Here is a 19,125-nt window from a genome sequence, read left to right on the forward strand (position 1 = left end):
CATGGCTCAACACAAAGTGTCGATTCCAGATAACCGCATCGATGTCCGACAGGAAGTGGACGAGGCTCGCCTCGGCGGCTTCCACATCCGTCTCGGTATTCTGATCTCGCTGATCCTGCTGTTCGACGGCTACGATCTGTACAACTCCGCCTATATCGTCCACTACGTAGCGGGGCCGTGGGACCTGTCGCAGGTGCGCATTGGCGTCCTGCTGTCCAGCGGACTTGCCGGCTTCGCCGCGGGTTCTGCCGTCAGTGGGTTGCTCGGCGATCGCTTCGGGCGTCGCAATGTCCTGCTGCTCGGTTGCTGGGGTTCCGGCGTGATGAGTCTCGCGATCGCGCTGTTCGCGCACAATCTCGTGTCGTATATCGCGCTGCGCGTGACGATGGGGCTCGCGCTGGGATTGCTGATGCCGCTCGCCGTCACCTACATCAACGAGATTGCACCGACGCGTTCGTCGAACGTTTTCACGACGGTGTTCTTCTCGCTCGGCTGGGTGAGCGGCTCGTCGGCGGCGGGGCTCATTGCAGCGTGGCTTACGCCGCGCTACGGCTGGGAAAGCCTCTATTACGTCGGCGGCGTTGCGCTCGTGTTCGCGCTGGTGATCCAGATCTGGCTGCCCGAATCCCCGCGTTTTCTCGCCAACCGCGGCCGCTGGGACGAAGTGAAGTCGCTGCTTTACAAACTGCGCCCGGAACGCGCTGCGGCCTACGACGCAGGTCAGTTCGCCACCGGCGGCGCACTTTCGCACAGGAGTCCGCTCGGCCTGCTGCTGTCGCAAGATTACCGGCTGCGCACGATCAGCTTCTGGGCTGCCGGTGCGTTGAGCCTCTTTTCGGCCTACGGGTTGTCGGGCTGGCTGCCAACGATCATGCTCAAACGCGGCGAGAATCTGTCGTCGAGCTTCGCATATGGCTCGTTGTTCGCCGGCATGGCGGTGGCGGGTGGATTGATCACCGGCTTCATCGCCGACCGGGTTGGCGACCGGCGCCGGGTCATTGCGATGTCGTATGTGTTCGGCGCGGGGATGGTCGCCCTGCTGGCATGGGCGACCGACCGCACTACGACGCTCATTGCCGTCGCCGGTGCGGGCGCGTTCGTCGTCGGCACGCAGATCGTGCTCAATAACCTCGTTGCGGCCACATATCCTACCGAGATGCGCGGCACCGGCGTCGGCCTGTTCCTCGGCCTCTCGCGCATCGGCGCCATGCTGGGTCCGGCTGTGGCGGGCCTCCTGCAGCAGTGGTCGGGCGGTCCGGGCATTATGTTCGCGGCGATCGGCATGGCCGTGCTGACCGCCGCGGCATTGGTGCTGACCGTCGGCCCTTCGCAACCTCATGTGATCGTGACCAACGCTCACTGAATTTCGCTTTTTTCCACGAGAACCGTTATGTCCAGACTGTCCTTGAGCCTTGCTATCAGCGACTATGACCACGTGCGCGATCTGGTGACCGGGCGCGTGCAGCCGGAAGGCATCGACCTCGTGCCTTCGGTATTGAACGTCGAAGAAATCTTTTATCGCACGACGCATTTCCAGGAATGGGACATTTCGGAAATGTCGTTCGGCAAGTATTCGTCGCTGCGTTCGCAAGGCGATGACCGGCTTGTCGGATTGCCGATATTTCCGTCGCGCTCGTTCCGGCAGTCGTCGCTTTATGTGCGCCGTGACGGTCCCATTCAGCATCCCGGCGACCTGCGGGGCAAGCGCATCGGCATTCCCGAATGGGCGCAAACGGCCGCGATCTACTCGCGCGGCTGGATTGCCCATTCGCTCGGCATTCCGCTGTCGGAAATCGAATGGGTGCAAGGCGGCGTGAACCAGGCCGGGCGCAAGGAGAAGGTGAACGTGCACGTTCCCGAGGGCGTGTCGTATCGTCCGGAACCCGGGCATTCGCTGACGTCGCTGCTGCTCGACGGCAGGATCGATGCCATTCTGAGTGCGCGCGCGCCGGAACCAGGCCAGGAACGCGCCGGTGAAATCGTGCGACTGTTTCCGCACTTTGCCGACGTCGAGCGTGATTATTTCGAAGCCACGCGGATCTTTCCGATCATGCATCTGATCGTTCTGCGTCGTGAGACGTTCGAGCGCAATCGTTGGATTGCCGGCAATCTGCTCAAGGCGTTCGAAGAAGCCAAGCGCAACAGCCTTGAACGACTGAGCGACATCACCTGTTCGCACTTTCCGCTGCCGTGGATGCCGTCCCGTGTCGCCGATGCGCAGGCGCTCTTCGGCGCCGACATCTGGCCATACGGACTCGAGCCTAACCGCACGACACTCGAAGCGTTCCTCAGATTCGGTTACGAGCAGGGTGTGTGCCATCGGCTGCTGACGCCGGAGGAATTGTTCCCGGCCGAAACCCTCAGCACGGTGCGGGTGTGAGCGCAACGGCAATCACGATGATCGCTTTATACGCAAGGATTTGACGGATGATTACGCTGAGCAGGACAGGGAGTTTTTTCGTCGGTGGGCGGCCCGTGACGGTAACGGGGCGCGCGCCATATCGCGTCACGTTGTCATCGACATCGAACCGGGACTTCAATCCGAACGGAACCTTCTGGATCGAGGCAGCGTACGTGCAGTATTTCTTGCAGGCTACACCACGGTATTCCGTGCCGCTCGTGCTGGTGCACGGCGGCGGTCTGACGGGGTCGATGTGGGAAGACACGCCTGACGGCAGGCCCGGCTGGCTTCAGCGCTTGCTCGAACAGGGCGTGTCTGTGTATGTCGTCGACAACGTGGAACGCGGCCGCGCAGGCTTCTGCGCGCTGGAGGACGTATGGCCCGACCGGCCGCTGTCGCGAAGCGACGAAGAGTCCGCGGCGATCTATCGCTTCGGTTACGCCGGCCACCGTTTTCCGCTCGACGCGATGCAAAGTCTGTCGGCCCGAACCGTGCCGCGCTGGCCGACCACCATCGCGTTGCAACGGCAGGCGTTGATCGATGTCGTGAGGCGAATTGGCCCGTGCGTGTTGCTGGGTTTCAGCCAGGGCGGCGGCCTCGTATTTGACGCTGCCGATGCGACGCGCGATCTTACGCGTGCCTGCATTGCTCTGGAGCCGCACGGCATGCCCGCGTCGTTCGATGGCAGTTTGCCGGACACGCCGGCACTCGTCGTGTTCGGTGACTTCATCGAGGAAGACGAAGCATGGAGAATGCACGCTGCGCGTGCCAACACGTCGATCGTCGCGTGGAATGCTGCAGGCGGGCGATGTGAACGCCTTGATCTGCCGAGCCTCGGCATTCGCGGCAATACACACATGATGATGATGGACACCAATAGCGACGACGTGTTGCATGTCGTAATGGACTGGCTCGATGACTGTGCCGGGATGCGTTTGCGCCGTTGATCTTCGTCACCCGCTACCGGAGGGGACAACGTTCGGCATCCAGGAAGTAAACGCTCGCGAAATCTATGACGAACGAAATCGATAAAATCGCTGACTGCTGGCGCGGGGCTGTTCCCAATGACCGCCTTGCGCATGTGTTACGAGACGCGTCGCGCGCTTTCACGCGAGCGCTACAGACACGTCTGAATCGGTACGACGTCCAGGTCGGGCATTGGCCTTTCCTGCGCGTGCTCTGGGAAACGGATGGCCTTACACAACGGGAACTTAGCGCGCGGGTTCCCTTTCTCTCGGCAATGTCGATGACAGTATCGCGGGACGGCCACGCGGCAGCTACCCCGAACTGGTTGATGCATTGACGTAACACGGTGCGAAGGCGCGAGCCGATGCTGCACAGTTATATCGCCGCGAGATCTTCAACGTACTGATCTCAGATGTCGATGACCACTCGCGCAACCATGGTTTCCTCTGGGCCGGACGCGATGGATGGGTATTGTCACCTGCCTATGATTTCAATTCCACACCAACCGACCTCAAGGCGCGCGTCCTCACGACTAACATCGATTTTCCTTGAGAATGCGACGGAGTTTTTCGGCCTGTCGCTGAAACAGGCTCGAGCCACGATCCGGGGTAGCGGATGTGACTCGGACGCGGCAGGCGGTTGTTCAGGAAGTCTGTCGCAGGCGCGCAGAGATCGCCCGCATGGCAAGTGCCTTCGAACACCACGATCTTGGTGCAGCATTGCGGTTGTGATGGTATCAAGGAGCGCGTTCGAACGAGCCTAACGGTATCAATGACGGTATCGCGCTCTCAATTCGTCCTGAGACAGCCGTGTTCGCGGTTCTTCAAACGAGGCGGGCGCTGATCCTCCGGTGTGTTCCGACAACAGCCGTCAACTGCCGGTCATGATTTTCGGCATCGCTGACGGTATCGACGCCTCATGACCAGGCGGAAACACCATCCTCATAAGGCTCCAACTGTCTAGTTGACAATCGAGTGGGAGTGAAATCAGGCTGCTCTGCAGGTCTCTGCAGAGCAGCCTGATTTTTGGATATTTCCCCATGAAATCAAGGTCTAATGTCCGCCAAACTGCCACCGTAAAAACCTTTGCAGAAGACGCACTATGAAGGCTCTTACGTTGTTAATTGCGACGACTTCGTAGGATCAGCGAAGCCGCTTGTTCGCTACATCGGGTGGAACGCATCGCCAGGTCGCAACGACCATGAGCGCAAACGCCACGTACATGAGAGTGAACGCCCAACCGGGCAGATCATAGTAGAGCAGGCGGCTCACCCAGCGCTGAGTGAAACCCTGTGTCTCTGGCTGGCCGGTGCGCAGCAAGTCCTCGATAACGGTCAACGGGCAGGCGATGCCCAGTACTGACAGCGTCGACACCAGCACAATCGCAATGAGATGTGCGATCCTGAACCGGCGCGCGCGTATCCATCTCCAACGGAGAACGGCGCCCGCCCAGATCGCGACGAGTCCACCCACAATGCCGAGCGCCACCAGCGCGTGCACTACCAGCACGAGATCGGCTAGCCAGATCATGACATGATCAGATTGTTTCTCGCCGTCCGCGCAGTCCGGCTGACAGGGTAGGACGCGTTCGGCACCGTCCAGCAATCAACCTTGCTGGGCGGCCCTTGAAGTCAACGGACCCGAAGAACGCGGCGCGACAGCTGGCACGATCTCTTCCTCCACGAGCGCGCGCGCCATTCGCATGTACTCGTCCGCGCAGCCTTCCAGGCTTCCGTCCATTTGCCACAACTGGTGTGCGCGCTCGCGGATTCTTTCTGCCAACGTCAGCTCGTGCATGCGATCGTCTCCATCTGCAATGGATTGTTTGTGAGAGCGGCGTCAACGACCGCTTCTCGCGATTACCAGCGGGCTGGAAAGCGCGCTTAGTGCCTGCGCCGCATGACTTCCCAGCACTGGCGATGATCCATCTGCCTGAGATGCCGGCGGCGCATCAACTCACGCCGGTAATGACCGGCAATCAGCATGACGGCGGCGGTCAGTCCAAACAGACCTACTACGATCCCGGTCCACGGTTCGGTCATGGGAGTCTCCTTGACTGCGAATCGATCACGCAATACGCGTCATTCTCTGTCCGGCAGACGAGCGGCAGCACTGAGCAACAGGTGGCCGTCCTCGGTAATGAGCGGGCGTTGCTGGCCGGTTGCGAGTTGTTCCAGGGAGACGAGCTGTTGCTCCATGAGCGCTTCCAGATCCGCACGGTCAAGACTCAGCGGGTCGGGCGCATCCTTGAGCAGCATAAGGGTCGCGAATTCATGTGGACTTAGCATCTCCGTCTCCTGGCTACGTTTTCTGTTTTCGCTGGGAACCTGATCCGTTGGCCTCGCTTTCGCGAGCAGGATCATTCGACGACGGCGGCTGCGCAATGCCACCCTTCGTGCGGGGTGGTTTCTCATGCATGCCACGGCACCATGTTAATACCTGGACGTGGTGCAGATCAATATGTGGGAAAAGGCTTTTTTGCCCCCGGCGGAGCAGACGGTAGTCCGCTTCGGCCATCCCGCGTCAGACAGTGGCCGGGATCGGCGTCAGTTCCTTTTAGCTTTCACTGTGACATACGGGAGCTTCGGTTCTTCCGTTCGCGCGGTGCGACGTCCGTTTCGACGGGCGTGAACGGTGCCTGAAATCGGGCGACCAGAAAGTCGATGAACGCGCGCGTGCGCGCTGTCTGATTTTTCTGTCGCGGGTAATAGACGAACAGGTCCGCAGACGGAAGAACGGTGTTTGGCAAGACGAGATCGAGTCGCCCGCTCTGCACGTATTTCGCCAGATCCCATTCGGACCGGATAAGGATTCCATGTCCCTCCAGTGCCCAGTGAAGCACGATGTCGCCGTCGTTGCTGGACAGCGCGCCTTTTACTTTGATGGCCTCGGTATGGTCGTTGACGATGTACCGCCAAACACCATATGCGTCGTCGTTTTGCCGGTGAATGATGCACCGATGTTCGGCCAGATCCTCCACTCGCTCCGGTGTTCCGTGCTTTTCCAGGTATTTGGGCGATGCGCAAAGGAACCGGCGATTGCTCATGATGCGCCGCGCGCTCAGACGGCTGTCGGGTAACTCACCGAATCTTATCGCCATATCGAACGCGCCCGCGACCAGGTCGACGGGCCGGTCTGTTACTTCGAACTGAACTTCCACGCCTGGAAATCGCTTCGCGAACTCCGACACCAGAGGAGCAATGGTCGTCCGGCCGAATCCAAGCGTCGCGTTGATGCGCAGAAGGCCTTGCGGGTCACGCCTCGCTCCAGAAATTTCCTCCTCCATCTCGCGGACGTGTCCAACGATTTGCGAGGCATACCGGAGATACGTTTCACCTTCCGGGGTAAGACTCACGCTTCGAGTCGTGCGATTGACGAGGCGCACGCCCAGGCGCTGCTCGATGACGCCGAGTCGCTTCGTAGCAGCCGGCGGAGACAGATCAAGGGCTCGCGCTGCGCCGGACAGACTGCGGAGCTTCGCAAGCAGAATGAAAAACTCGAAATCGGTCGCCGTTTGAGTTTCAGTATTCACCGAATTTGAAAAATGAATTGAATCGAAGTGCAGTGTAGCAGCGATTTTCGCAGTTAAGCTTCGCCCATATTGCAGCCTACCTGACGCAATACTTGTCCAAACTCTTGAGGCAGTCCGTGAGAATCGTTGAAATCCGCGAAAAGACCGTTCCTATCAGTTCTCCTATCCGCAACGCCTATATTGACTTCAGCAAGATGACGCTGAGTCTGGTCGCAGTCGTCACGGATGTGATCCGCGACGGCAAGCCGGTCGTAGGGTACGGCTTCAACTCGAATGGCCGCTACGGCCAGGGCAAGCTGATGCGTGAGCGCTTCATTCCGCGCATTCTCGAAGCCGATCCCGCAACACTCGTCAACGATGCCGGCGACAACCTCGATCCCCACAAGATCTGGGCGACGATGTTCACGAATGAAAAGCCCGGCGGTCACGGCGAGCGCTCTGTCGCGATCGGCACGATCGACATGGCGATCTGGGACGCAGTTGCGAAGATTGAAGGCAAGCCGCTGTTCCAGTTGCTTGCGGACCGTTACGGCAATGGTCATCCAGACCGCAAGATCTTCGTGTATGCGGCGGGCGGCTATTACTATCCGGGTCAGGATCACGAGAAGCTCAAGGACGAAATGCGCAGCTATATCGACCGTGGCTATACGGTCGTGAAAAAGAAAATTGGTGGTGCATCGCTCGACGAAGACTTGCGCCGCATCGACTCGATCCTGAGCGTGCTGCAAGACGGGCAGAAGCTCGCAGTCGATGCCAATGGCCGCTTCGATCTGGACACCGCAATCCAGTACGCGAAAGCACTGTCGCAATACGACCTGTTCTGGTACGAGGAACCGGGCGATCCGCTCGATTTCGAACTGCAAGCTACGCTGCGCAACTATTACGACAAGCCGATGGCAACCGGTGAGGACCTGTTCTCGATGCAGGATGCCCGCAACCTGATCCGCTACGGCGGCATGCGCCCCGACCGCGACTGGCTGCAATTCGACTGCGCGTTGAGCTATGGCCTCGTTGAATACCTGCGCACGCTGGATATGCTGCGTCAGCATGGCTGGTCGCCGAGCCGCTGCATTCCTCACGGCGGGCACCAGATGTCGCTCAATATCGCGGCTGGCCTCGGCCTTGGCGGAAACGAATCCTATCCTGACCTGTTCCAGCCGTACGGCGGCTTCCCCGACGGCGTGAAGGTCGAGAACGGCTACATCACCATGCCGGAGCTGCCCGGTATCGGCTTTGAGGGCAAATCGGATCTGATCGCCGAGATGCGCATACTGTCCGCATAAAGCTGCGCCGCATGAACGCACCGGCGGTTCTCGTCGGTGCGCAGATAAGAACTATAAGAAGGGCGAGATCGAGCCGTGCTCATGACAGCGGGCTGCTCGGCTGGGGCCGCACGTCCTTTTTCGAAAAAGACGTGAGTCATAGGAGACAGAGATGCTGGTATCAAAAGGCAGGAAAATGCTGTCGAAGCTGTACGTGCAGGTTTTGATCGGCATCGCTGCTGGTATCCTGGTGGGCCACTTCTATCCGGACATCGGCTCTGAACTCAAGCCGTTGGGGGATCTCTTCATCAAGCTGATCCGGATGCTGCTTGCACCGATCATTTTTGCATCTGTTGTCGTCGGCATCGCGCGCATGAATGACCTTCATGAAGCGGGTCGAGTCGGCGTCAAGGCAGTTCTGTACTTCGAAGTGGCATCGACGATTGCGCTCCTGATTGGAATGGTCGTGGTGAATGTCATCAAGCCCGGCAGCGGGATGAACATTGATCCTTCCCATATCGATGGCTCGGCAATCGCGACGTATACGCATGCGGCGAAGCAGCACGGCATGCTTGAATTCTTCATGAGCATCGTTCCCAACAGCATTGTCGGGGCATTCGCAAACGGTGAAATGCTTCCGGTCATCTTCTTCTCTGTCCTGCTTGCGATTTCTCTGGCAAAGCTTGGTCCACGCACCGCGCCATTCGTCGATATGCTCGACATGTTTTTGCAAGGCATGTTCGGCGTTGTGCGGATCGTCATGTACGTTGCACCGATCGGCGCATTCGGGGGCATGGCCTTCACAATCGCCAGGTACGGCATAGGCACACTGGCGTCGTTCGGCGAACTGATGATTTGCCTGTATCTGACATCGATTTTCTTCGTCGTTGTTGTACTTGGCCTTGTGATGAAGGTGTGCGGGCTTTCGCTCTGGAAGTATCTGCGCTACATCAGGGACGAAATTCTCATTACGCTTGGCACGGCGTCGACGGAAGCCGTATTGCCGCAGATGCTGATCAAGATGGAGAAGATGGGCTGCTCACGTCCCGTAGTCGGCATGGTGTTGCCTACCGGCTACACATTCAATGCCGACGGAACAGCCATTTACCTGACGATGGCGGCGCTCTTTATCGCCCAGGCAATGAACATTCATTTGTCTATCTGGGACCAGTTGCTCGTACTTGGCGTGCTTCTGCTTACATCCAAGGGCTCTGCAGGCGTCGCCGGAGCAGGATTCGTCGCGTTGGCCGCGACACTTGCATCCATGCATAAGATTCCAGTTGAAGGCCTCGTGCTGTTGCTCGGTGTTGACCGCTTTCTCAACGAGGCTCGCGCGGTCACGAACCTTATCGGCAATGGCGTCGCTACTGTCGTGGTGGCGCGCTGGGAAGGTCAGCTCGACCTGAACACAGCCCGTGCGGTGCTAGATGGGAAGAACACCGACGTGCTCGAAGATTCGCAGCCAATCGTCCCTGCGTCCATCGAACCGGCCTCTGACTGCCAGGCGTCGGTCCGGTCGAACGCTCATTGAATCTCTTCTTCAAGCGGAACGGTCAAGCTTCCGCAGTTCGATGCCGGGAACAATAACTGGCGGACAAGGCTTTCGTATCGTCGATGTGATGCGCTTCGATGGCAAGACCTACGACAGTGCGATCCCGAGCAAGACGCCGATCGCAGTCCGCACGCTGGCGGCATGCGATATTGTCAACGGCCAGTCGAGGTTCACTATCGTTAGGATACCGATAGATTGCAATCCGGTCGCATCGACGTAGAAGTCGGGGCGCTCTCTCCGGTGCTCTCCCAGACAGGCGAAGCTTACGTAAGCCTTAACGAAACCTCAACGCAAGTTGTGACTTTCATTTCGGTGTCCCGCGGGCGTGGTTGAAGAAATGCTATGCAGCCTGCGTTAAAGGCCAACGTTTTTACACTCCCGCGCCCATCACATAACAAATAGCTTGCAAAACAAGGCTTATTTCGCATTTTTTGCCGGCTCTTATTCACGTCTCTGACACGCGCAAACGTTAAATTCCTCTGACTGAGGGAGAGGATCGCTCAGGGTAGGCAACTCCAATTCGAGGTTGTGGGTAATAGAACAGTTCTGAGAAGTTCAGCTCAGGAGCAGAGATTCCAATTCAATTCTGTTTGTCTTCCGGAGATACGAAATGAAAAAGCACAGGCTGATCCTGTCTGGCATTACATTAGGATTACTTACTGGCTCCATACTCGTCCCAACGTTTCAAGCAGATGCAGCGCCTCAAAGCAACATGGAGTTGCTGCCGACTGGCCAGTTCATCTCCCCGCGCGCCATTCCGGGCGCCGTCCAGCAGTTGTTGAATCCGCAACTTTCAGCCAAGCCGGCTCAGGTGGTCAGCGGCGCCATCAAGTCGCAGCTCAGCCCGGACGGCAACACGCTGGCCGTCATTACCGCCGGCTACAACACCGTCTACACGGGCGCCAACAACAGCACGCTGGACAAGGCTGATTCGACCCAGTACATCTTCATTTACGATGTGTCGGGCGGAAATAGGGCCAATCCCAAGCTGGTCCAGGCCATTCACCAGAACAACGCGTTCGACGGTCTCGCCTGGAACGGCGATAGGACCCTGTACGGCACCGGCGGCGCGGACGACAAGGTCTACGTGTACAACCGCGCCTCGGCTAGCCCGTCGGCTCAATGGGCGCAGAGCGCCGCCATCGCGCTGAACCACGCGAAGGGTATCGGCTCGGGCGTGAAGCCGAACGCCGGCGGACTCGCTGTCTCTGCTGACGGCCGGATCCTTGTCGTTGCCAACAACTACAACGATTCGATTTCGATCATTGACACGACCTCGAATACGCTCGTGTCGGAATACGACCTGCGTCCGTACAACACATCCGGCCAGCAAGGCGTCGCCGGCGGCGAGTACCCGTGGGCAGTATCTTTGAAGGCCGACGGCACCGCGTTCATCTCGTCGGTGCGTGACCGCGAAGTCGTGGTGCTGAATCTGGCGAACCCGGCCGCGCCCCAATTCATCAAGCGGATCCCGGTGAAGGGCAATGCGTATGGCATGGCGCTCTCGCCCGATCAGTCGAAGCTCTACGTCGCCGTGTCGAACGCCGATCAGATCGCCGTCATTGATACCGCCAGGCACGACGTCGAGAAGACGATCGACATCGGCAGACAGAACGGTGACGGCAACGACCAGGGCGGCGGCAACAACAAGAAGTACAGCGGCCGCGATACGGTCAACGTGACGGTCTCGAAGGACGGCAAGACGCTGTATGCCGTGAACAATGGCGACAATTCGATCGCCGTGATCTCGCTAGATGGCAACAACGGCTACCATGTCGACGGCCTGATCCCGACCGCCTACGCGCCGAAGGACATCACGCTGAGCGCGGACGGCTCGCAGATGTACATCATCAACGGCAAGTCGAACACCGGCCCCAATCCGCTCTACACGTCGGGTACGTCGGCCCAGTACCAGTTTGGCCTCGAGCAGAGCAGTCTCGTCAGTGCTCCCGTCCCGTCGGGCGACTCGCTCGACCGCCTGACCAGCCAGGTGAACGAAAACAATCACTATTCGGTGAATGTGTCGGATAGCGATCGTCGGACGATGAACTTCCTGCGCGCTCGCATCCGTCACGTGATCTATGTGGTGAAGGAAAACCGCACGTTCGACCAGGTCCTCGGCGATCTCGGCAACGGCTCGAACGGCGATCCGACGCTGACGATGTACGGCAAGGCCATCACGCCGAATTTCCACAGTATCAGCGACAACTTCGTCACGCTCGACAACTTCACCGATCCGGGCGACGGTTCGATGGATGGCTGGTCGTGGGTGCAGCACGCACATGTCACGCCGACCGAAGAAGTCTCGCAGCAGGAGAACTACGCTGGCGTCAGCCGCGGCATGTCGTATGAATCGGAGGGCAGCAACCGGGGCCTGCCCGTTGGCCTCTCGTCGACCGCCATGCGCGACTCCGCGACGAATGGCAACTTCACAAGCGCAACCTCGTCGCTGCCTGGAGGCACGGCCAACGCGCTGCCTGGCATCGCCGACGTGACGGTGCCCGACGCGCCGTTCGGCTATCAGAAGGCGAGTATCTATGACGCCGTGCTGCAAGCCGGCGGGTCCGTGCGCAACTACGGCGGCATGGTCAACAACGTGGGCACGATCGGCACGATCGCCAACCCGCTGCTCAACCCGGCCGCTGCCAACAACGTCCAGGCTCACGCGCTCAAGCCGTCGCTGGTCAACCTGACGGACCCGTACTATCGCGGTTTCGACCAGGCCTATCCCGACACCTTCCGCGAACTGGAATGGAACCGCGAGTTCCAGCAGTACGTCGCGAACGGCCAGCTTCCGTCGTTTGAATTCGTCCGCATGGGCTCCGACCACACGGGCAGCTTTGCCCAGAACGTCGGCCAGATGGGTTCGGCCGAGCAGGAAGAAGCCGATAACGACTTCGCCGTTGGCAAGCTGGTCGAAACCGTCGCGAAGAGCCCGTACGCAAACGACACGCTGATCGTGGTCGTCGAGGATGACTCGCAGGCCGGTTCCGATCACGTCGATTCGCACCGCTCGACGGCTTACGTCGTCGGCGCATACGTGAAGAAGCACGCCGTCGTCAATACTGCCTACAGTCAGGTCAACGCGCTGCGCACCATGGAAGACATTCTCGGCACGCAGCACATGGACCTGAACACGGCGTATGCCCGTCCGATGGCCGACATGTTCGACACCAGTTCGAACGGTTCATGGACCTACACGGCCGTTGCGTCGACGATCCTGAAGAACACCAACGTGGGCAACGTAGCGAGCGGCACTGACGGCAACCAGTTTGCGCAAGGTGACGATATCCATCCGTTGCACGACGCGACGTACTGGGCGAGCGCGACGAAGGACTTCGACTTCTCCAAGGAAGATCGTATTCCGCCGGATCTGTTCAACCACGTGCTGTGGAAGGGTGTGATGGGAGACAAGCCGTATCCGGCGCCGCACTCCATTTACTCGAAGGTCGCGGCCGAAGGTACGAAGACGGTCGCGTCCGACGACGACGATTAAGCAGGTCGTCTCGTCGTGCGGTTCCAGCGAATCGGGCTTGCTTGCATGGCCCGATGCGCGCGATCCGAGGTAGCCCAGCCACGGGGGGCGGTCGTCGCCACGGACGGCCGCCCCCCGGCCTTCTCACAGCCGTCTACATTAATCCGCACCGCGTGAACCCAACGAACCTGCGCAGATCCCGAACCGCACTTGCCGTATCCGCGCTTTTTGCCGCCTTGTCATTGGCCCATGCGGCGAAGGCTCAACAAGCACAACCAGCACAACCAGCACAACCAGCACGAGAGGAGCAGCCTCAGTCGGCACAAGCTTCAGAACCTGCGGTCACGCTCAGCGAGATTTCCGTCAGCGCGACGACGGCCGCGTCCGCCGCCGATCACAACGTCAACGACCCGTACCAGGTAATCGGCGTGAGCAAGACAGGCACCGCGCTCGGCGATCTGCCGATGAGCGTGCAGGTCGTTCCGCGCGGAATTCTCGACGAACAGGGCGTCACGTCGTTGCAGGAAGCGATCCGCAACGGCAACGTATCCGGCGTGAACTATGGCGGTACTGATTCGAAAGGCTTCACCGACCACTTCATGATCCGCGGCCTGCAGGGGCAAACCTATGAAGACGGCTTCTCCGATGGTGACCAGGTCAACGGCCCCAGGCATTCGTTGCTGGGCGTCGAGCGCATCGAAGTGCTCGAAGGACCGGGATCGGCGCTGCTCGGCAGCGGTCCTCCGGGCGGATCGATAAATCTCGTCCACTACACGCCGTCAGCGCAGTTTCACTGGGGCGGCGCTATCCAGGCCGGCTCCTTCGGCACCGTCAACGCGAATGGCTATGTCACGGGTCCAACCGGCATCGACGGACTGAACTATCGCGTGGACGCGGGCGCCGGCCGCTCGGACGGCTATCGCGACCTGGCATCGTGGAACAAGGAAATCCGGCCCGATCTGCAATGGAAAATCGGCGACCACAAGATCGAATTCTCGATCGACGCGCAGGACTATATGGCAACGCCCGACTCATACGGGATGATCTACTACAAGGGAGCGCCGATCCGCAATGTTCCGTTCGACGCCAGATATTCGACGCCGTTCGCGAACGCGCATGGCAACTACGTGCGCGCCACGCTCGCGGACGAGTGGCGCATCAGCGATTACCTGACGATCAACAATCGTCTGTCGTACATGCATCACACGCTTGACTTCTATAGCAACGGCGACAGCACGCACGCGAAGATCAAGGGCAACACATTCACTGGCCGCCAGTTACGCGATGAGAGCGACTCGCTCAACACGCTCGACTACCAGTTGGAGCCGGTCTGGAAGTTCTCGACGGGCAGCGTCCACCATACGCTGCTGACGGGCTTCGAATATCTGAACCAGAATCTCAACACCGTCAAGGCGACGGCCGATCTTCCGGACATCGAGGACATCTTCGCGCCCACGCCACGGGAAACTTCCATCGCAAGCCTGCACTTCCAGTGCGCGCCATCTCACTCGTGTCAGAACGACCATGTGCACGCAAACTTCTATAGCCTTTACGCGACCGATCAAGTGGACGTAACCGACAGGTTGAAGATGCGCGCGGGCGTGCGCAAGGACTGGTTCGATACATCGCTGACCCTGAACCCGCTCTCTGGCGAGCCGAACCGTACCGCCAACGACGGCATCACGCTGGTTCAGGGCAATACGTATAAGCGCAGCGATGCCCCGACTAGCTGGAACGCCGCGGTGCTGTACAAGCTCACGTCCTGGATGACGCCGTATTTCGGCGTATCGCGCAGCTACCTTGCGAATTTCAACTCCGAGAACGATGCGTTTTCCATCGGGCCGCCGGAATCGGCGCTGCAATACGAGCTAGGCGTGAAGTGGTCGCTCGACGATGGTCGCTACGTGGTCAACACCGCGCTGTTCGACGTGAAGCGGGACCACGTGGCGACCCCGCTTGGCGAGGACCAGATCGCGTTCGATTCGCAACGCACGCGCGGCGCCGAGGCCTCGCTGGATGCCGATCTCACACCGAACTGGCACCTGTACGCGAACTTCACCGCGCAGCACGCGCGCATCACGAATAGTCCGGACGTCCCCGGCGCGGTCGGCACGGTCCCGCAGGGCGTGCCCGCCTATATGGCGAACCTGTGGACGACGTACCGCTTCAACCTCTTCGGCAAGGCGGGCTTTCATGCGGGCGCCGGCATCAATTACATGAGCCGGACGTCGAGCGGCTTCGCCAACGGCTACAACTGGGCGCCTGCCGCGTTGATCGAGAACCTGCAGTTCGGTTACGCGGAGCGTCACTGGGGGGTCGATCTGAACATCGACAACGTCACCAACCAGCGCTACTACATCGCGAGCAACGTCGTCGGCGCTTATCCCGGCGCGCCGCTGGCCGCGTACGTCACCCTGCATGCGGATTTCTGAGGATCGGTCACGCCAGCTCCCGAAACTCCGCAGGCCGCCGTTTTTCCAGTTGAAAAAACAGGGCGCCATATCCCCCGCATTGCCTGCGCATCAGCCTAACCGCCGCCTCCCGACCGGCGGCGAAGCCCGCCGCCACGCACCGCGCGCCCCCATTCGACCGGCAACGCCACCCCCAATGGCACAACACTTGCGACCTCTCGCTGCACGGAGGCATCGACACGACGCTTCCGTGAGCAACAGCGCGACTCCGCGCCAGGGAGGCGGACATGGTGGACCCATCGCTCGCGTCGGACGTATCTGCAACACCAGGTTTACCTGTCGTCATCGTGTATCGGCACCAGCGTCACGCGCGTCGAGGCGGTCACGAAGGCGACACGCTGCGCGAACTTGCGCGCCAGATCGCCGAACTCAAAGGCACGCATGCTGCGTGTGAATTCCATGACGCTCGGGCCTATCCCGCGCATCGGTATCTGATTCCCGACGATACGTTGACCCTTGCGCAAGCGCACAAACTCGGAGTTCATTCAGTGCATGACCTGTACGGCGGCGTGGTGCCGTTCCCGTTCGTCGCGACCAAACTGATCGCGCACAGCCTGCCGGGCGGCGCGAGCTCCGCGCCGCCGGGATGGTCGCGTGCGCTCGGTGCACGCATTGCGTCGCTGGTGTTGCCGGGCTACGCAGCGTTCTCGCGCGACGACGCCCGCAGCGCCGCACGTGCGCTGTGGGAGGGCGGCCGTGTGCGCGTCAAGCGTCCGTATGGAATTGGCGGCGCGGGACAGGCGCTGATCGCAAACGAGGACGAACTCGAAGCGCAACTCGACGCGCTGGGCGACGAGGCACTGCGGACCGACGGCATTTCGATTGAGCGGCATCTTGAGGCTCTCGACACGTTCAGCGTAGGGCAGGTCATGCTCGACGATCTGCTCGTGAGCTACTACGGCGTGCAGCATCTGACGCGCAACAATCATGGCCATGATGTCTATGGCGGCTCGGACCTCGTCGTGGTGCGCGGCGGCTTCGATGTCCTCGAACGGCTCGATCTTACGGCAGACCTGCGCGAATGCATCGCGAAAGCACGCGCGTTCGATGCTGCGGTGCAGATCGACTACGCGGGATTTTTCGCGTCGAGGCGCAACTATGACGTCGCTTGCGGCATCGATGCAGCGGGCGTGCGTTATTGCGGCGTGCTCGAGCAATCGTGGCGCGTGGGCGGCGCGACGGGCGCCGAAATCGGCGCGTTGCGCACCTTCAGGGCCGAACCTGAAGCGTGTGTGGTGCGCGCATCGACACGTGAAATCTACGGAGAAAACGTGCAAGTGCCCGACGGCGCATGCGTGGTCTATCGCGGCGTCGATACGCAGGCTGGACCCATCACGAAGTTCTACACGCTCGATCGCGACACGGTGCAAAGGAGCAGCGACTCATGACGGCAGACCGTTACCAGTTACACATCAAGCTCGAACGCGGCCATCTCGACGGCACCATGCTCGTTCCCAAGACAGCAGTGCCAGGCGTACTTTTTGTCCACGGTTGGGGCGGCAATCAGGAGCAGTATCTGGAGCGCGCGCGGCAGGCGGCGGCGCTTGGCTGCGTGTGCCTGACGTTCGACCTCACAGGCCATGCACGCACGCAAAGCGAACAGCAGACAGTCACGCGCGAAACGAATCTCAACGACCTGCTTGCCGCGTACGACACGCTCGCCGCGCATCCGTCCATCGACCGGGATTCCGTCGCCGTCATCGGCAGCAGCTATGGCGGCTATCTGGCGGCGATTCTGACGGAACTGCGCCCGGTGCGATGGCTGGGCCTGCGCGTGCCCGCGCTCTATCTCGACGACGGCTGGAATACGCCGAAGCGCGCACTGCATGTCGAGCATGATCTGGTCGCGTACCGCAAGCGCATTGTGCCGGCCACGGAAAACCGCGCTCTGCGTGCCGCTGCGAATTTCCACGGCGATGTGCTGCTGGTCGAATCCGAGCATGACCAGATCGTTCCGCACACGGTGATCGCCAGCTATTTGCAGGCGTTTCTGCAGGCGCACTCGCTCACCTATCGCATGATCGAGGGCGCGGACCACGGCCTTTCCGACGTCGGCAGCCAGCGCGCTTACACGGACCTCATTGTGAACTGGCTCTCGGAGATGGTTCAGGGCTCACGTGCCGGCAGCCGCGGCGCGGCGCGCAATCACGCGAAAGTGTAGGCAGATATCGCCGGCTCTTCGCGTGATTGCGCCGCGCGCATTTCCGCGCGATACATGGTGCCGCCGGATGTATCAGACGGACTCCTGATCATCCGCGTCGAACGATCCGGTTCGCACCTCGCCGCCGCGCGCGTAGCGAGTGATGATCACGCCATACGGCGTACTGACCGACTGCGCGAGTGTGAACGCAGCCGCAGGCGCGTTCTCGCTGAACAGGCGCTTGCCCCGCCCAAGTATCACGGGATAAATCACAAGCCGTAGCTCGTCGATCAGATCGGCGGCAAGCAATTGGGCGACCATGTTGCCGCTGCCGAATGTCAGCAGATCTGCGCCGTGCTGTTGTTTGAGCGCGCGTACCGCGTCGGTGAGGCCGCCTGCGAGCGCGCGGCTCTCCTGCCACTCCAGCGTGTCCGGCCGATGCGTCGCGACGTGCTTGGGCACGCCGTTCAGCAGATCGGCAATGGCGCGGCTCGCGGAACCGGCCGGCACGTGCGGCCAATACCCCGCAAATATGTCATACGTGCAGCGTCCGAGCAGTAGTTCGAACCGCTCCGCGAATAGCTCCTGCAAGTAGCCGGAGATCGCGTCGTCGGCATACGGCACGATCCAGCCGCCAAGTCGGAAGTCGCCGCTCGGGTCTTCGCGCGGGCCACCCGGCGCCTGAATGACGCCGTCCAGACTGATGAATGCGGAAACGGTGAGCTTGCGCATAAGCTTTCTCCAGGTTGACGGACGCGATGTGTCCGTCATCACGACGAGCGGGCGAGAACGGAATCGACAGCGCCGGGGCTTTATCGATCCAGGTCTGCGGATTGAGATCAATCGCGATCTTTGTCGTCTCGCCGGTTCACGCTCGGTCCTGGCGGCGCCGCGGCAGCGCAGGCTTCAAGCGCGACGACTGCGCGTTTCGCGATGTCGACGGTTTCGGTGCAGGCATGGACGTCTCGCAGCATGGTGCAACGGGTGCCCCAGCCGAGCTTCGACAAGGCGGCGCGCAACTTCGCCAGCGCCGCGTGCGGCGAACCGTTGTCAGCAACCAGCGAAGCGAGGTCGAATGCGCTGCCGGCCGGAGTCGTGATTACCGTCGGACAACTCGATACGGCATCGGCGCTCCACACGAAGAGGGCCAGCGCGAGGCCGATGGTGCCCGGCCGCAAACCGGCGCGGACAGTGGAATGCGTATTCATCGATACGGTCATGGGAAACTCCCGGACGGCGTCGCTGCGATACCGGTCGCATGTCACGGACCAGTATCGGCGGGGCACTTTTCATTCCGCTTGCAACAGGCGGCGAACGCGCGCCTCAA

At 60.6% G+C, this 19,125-nt stretch carries 17 protein-coding genes; 10 read left to right on the forward strand and 7 right to left on the reverse strand.

The annotated features are described in order from the left end of the window. The first annotated feature begins 1 nt into the window (after position 1). From A3AC_RS0120145 to A3AC_RS31320, 4 genes are all read left to right on the forward strand, one after another. On the forward strand, positions 2 to 1,363 hold the full coding sequence (locus A3AC_RS0120145; protein WP_035475483.1) for an MFS transporter: 1,362 nt from the start codon (positions 2 to 4) through the stop codon (positions 1,361 to 1,363). A 27-nt stretch (positions 1,364 to 1,390) separates the two neighbouring features. Further along, entirely contained in the window at positions 1,391 to 2,380 is a 990-nt protein-coding gene (locus A3AC_RS0120150; RefSeq protein ID WP_025601035.1) for a 4,5-dihydroxyphthalate decarboxylase, read from the forward strand. Between the two features lie 47 nt (positions 2,381 to 2,427). Continuing rightward, positions 2,428 to 3,348, forward strand: coding sequence for an alpha/beta fold hydrolase (locus tag A3AC_RS0120155; protein WP_025601036.1), 921 nt, complete (start codon positions 2,428 to 2,430; stop codon positions 3,346 to 3,348). 424 nt (positions 3,349 to 3,772) lie between these two features. Further along, positions 3,773 to 3,919, forward strand: a complete 147-nt coding sequence (locus A3AC_RS31320; RefSeq protein ID WP_442856516.1) for a HipA domain-containing protein — start codon at positions 3,773 to 3,775, stop codon at positions 3,917 to 3,919. 590 nt (positions 3,920 to 4,509) lie between these two features. On the opposite strand, the gene A3AC_RS0120160 is transcribed toward A3AC_RS31320, so the two are convergent. The 5 genes from A3AC_RS0120160 to A3AC_RS0120175 form a co-directional block, all read right to left on the reverse strand. Continuing rightward, the gene (locus A3AC_RS0120160; RefSeq protein WP_025601037.1) at positions 4,510 to 4,896 is read right to left on the reverse strand and encodes a DUF2784 domain-containing protein; all 387 of its coding nucleotides are present in this window, start codon (positions 4,894 to 4,896) and stop codon (positions 4,510 to 4,512) included. Positions 4,897 to 4,971: 75 nt separating this feature from the next. Next, positions 4,972 to 5,163 carry a DUF2934 domain-containing protein gene (locus tag A3AC_RS0120165; RefSeq protein ID WP_051361660.1) on the reverse strand — a complete coding sequence of 64 codons (192 nt, stop codon included), beginning with the start codon at positions 5,161 to 5,163 and terminating at the stop codon, positions 4,972 to 4,974. An 86-nt stretch (positions 5,164 to 5,249) separates the two neighbouring features. Continuing rightward, entirely contained in the window at positions 5,250 to 5,408 is a 159-nt protein-coding gene (locus A3AC_RS30745; protein WP_198018016.1) for a hypothetical protein, read from the reverse strand. 39 nt (positions 5,409 to 5,447) lie between these two features. Then, on the reverse strand, positions 5,448 to 5,654 hold the full coding sequence (locus tag A3AC_RS29400; protein WP_035475516.1) for a hypothetical protein: 207 nt from the start codon (positions 5,652 to 5,654) through the stop codon (positions 5,448 to 5,450). A gap of 275 nt (positions 5,655 to 5,929) precedes the next feature. Then, positions 5,930 to 6,898 carry a LysR family transcriptional regulator gene (locus A3AC_RS0120175; RefSeq protein WP_025601040.1) on the reverse strand — a complete coding sequence of 323 codons (969 nt, stop codon included), beginning with the start codon at positions 6,896 to 6,898 and terminating at the stop codon, positions 5,930 to 5,932. Between the two features lie 116 nt (positions 6,899 to 7,014). Here A3AC_RS0120175 and A3AC_RS0120180 point away from each other — a divergent pair, with 116 nt between their 5' ends. From A3AC_RS0120180 to A3AC_RS0120210, 6 genes are all read left to right on the forward strand, one after another. Beyond that, positions 7,015 to 8,181 (forward strand): mandelate racemase/muconate lactonizing enzyme family protein, encoded by a 1,167-nt coding sequence (locus A3AC_RS0120180; protein WP_025601041.1) that lies wholly within the window; start codon positions 7,015 to 7,017, stop codon positions 8,179 to 8,181. A 151-nt stretch (positions 8,182 to 8,332) separates the two neighbouring features. Continuing rightward, on the forward strand, positions 8,333 to 9,691 hold the full coding sequence (gene dctA / locus A3AC_RS0120185; protein WP_025601042.1) for a C4-dicarboxylate transporter DctA: 1,359 nt from the start codon (positions 8,333 to 8,335) through the stop codon (positions 9,689 to 9,691). A 733-nt stretch (positions 9,692 to 10,424) separates the two neighbouring features. Beyond that, on the forward strand, positions 10,425 to 13,208 hold the full coding sequence (locus A3AC_RS0120195) for a bifunctional YncE family protein/alkaline phosphatase family protein (protein WP_232231970.1): 2,784 nt from the start codon (positions 10,425 to 10,427) through the stop codon (positions 13,206 to 13,208). A gap of 407 nt (positions 13,209 to 13,615) precedes the next feature. Further along, on the forward strand, positions 13,616 to 15,619 hold the full coding sequence (locus A3AC_RS0120200; RefSeq protein WP_232231971.1) for a TonB-dependent receptor: 2,004 nt from the start codon (positions 13,616 to 13,618) through the stop codon (positions 15,617 to 15,619). A 266-nt stretch (positions 15,620 to 15,885) separates the two neighbouring features. After that, a complete protein-coding gene (locus tag A3AC_RS0120205) occupies positions 15,886 to 17,046 on the forward strand; it encodes a DUF3182 family protein (RefSeq protein ID WP_035475487.1) in 1,161 nt (386 codons plus the stop codon). Beyond that, the gene (locus tag A3AC_RS0120210; RefSeq protein WP_025601046.1) at positions 17,043 to 17,819 is read left to right on the forward strand and encodes an alpha/beta hydrolase family protein; all 777 of its coding nucleotides are present in this window, start codon (positions 17,043 to 17,045) and stop codon (positions 17,817 to 17,819) included. Before A3AC_RS0120205 ends, A3AC_RS0120210 begins: the two co-directional genes overlap by 4 nt. Positions 17,820 to 17,891: 72 nt before the next feature. Here the strand turns inward: A3AC_RS0120210 and A3AC_RS0120215 are convergent, their stop codons facing one another. Further along, positions 17,892 to 18,530 (reverse strand): dihydrofolate reductase family protein, encoded by a 639-nt coding sequence (locus A3AC_RS0120215; RefSeq protein ID WP_025601047.1) that lies wholly within the window; start codon positions 18,528 to 18,530, stop codon positions 17,892 to 17,894. A gap of 107 nt (positions 18,531 to 18,637) precedes the next feature. After that, positions 18,638 to 19,018, reverse strand: a complete 381-nt coding sequence (locus A3AC_RS29405; protein ID WP_035475490.1) for a hypothetical protein — start codon at positions 19,016 to 19,018, stop codon at positions 18,638 to 18,640. Between the last annotated feature and the right edge of the window lie 107 nt (positions 19,019 to 19,125).

Origin of the sequence: Burkholderia sp. WSM2230 (genome assembly GCF_000472445.1) — a bacterium.
Taxonomy (GTDB): Bacteria; Pseudomonadota; Gammaproteobacteria; order Burkholderiales; family Burkholderiaceae; genus Paraburkholderia.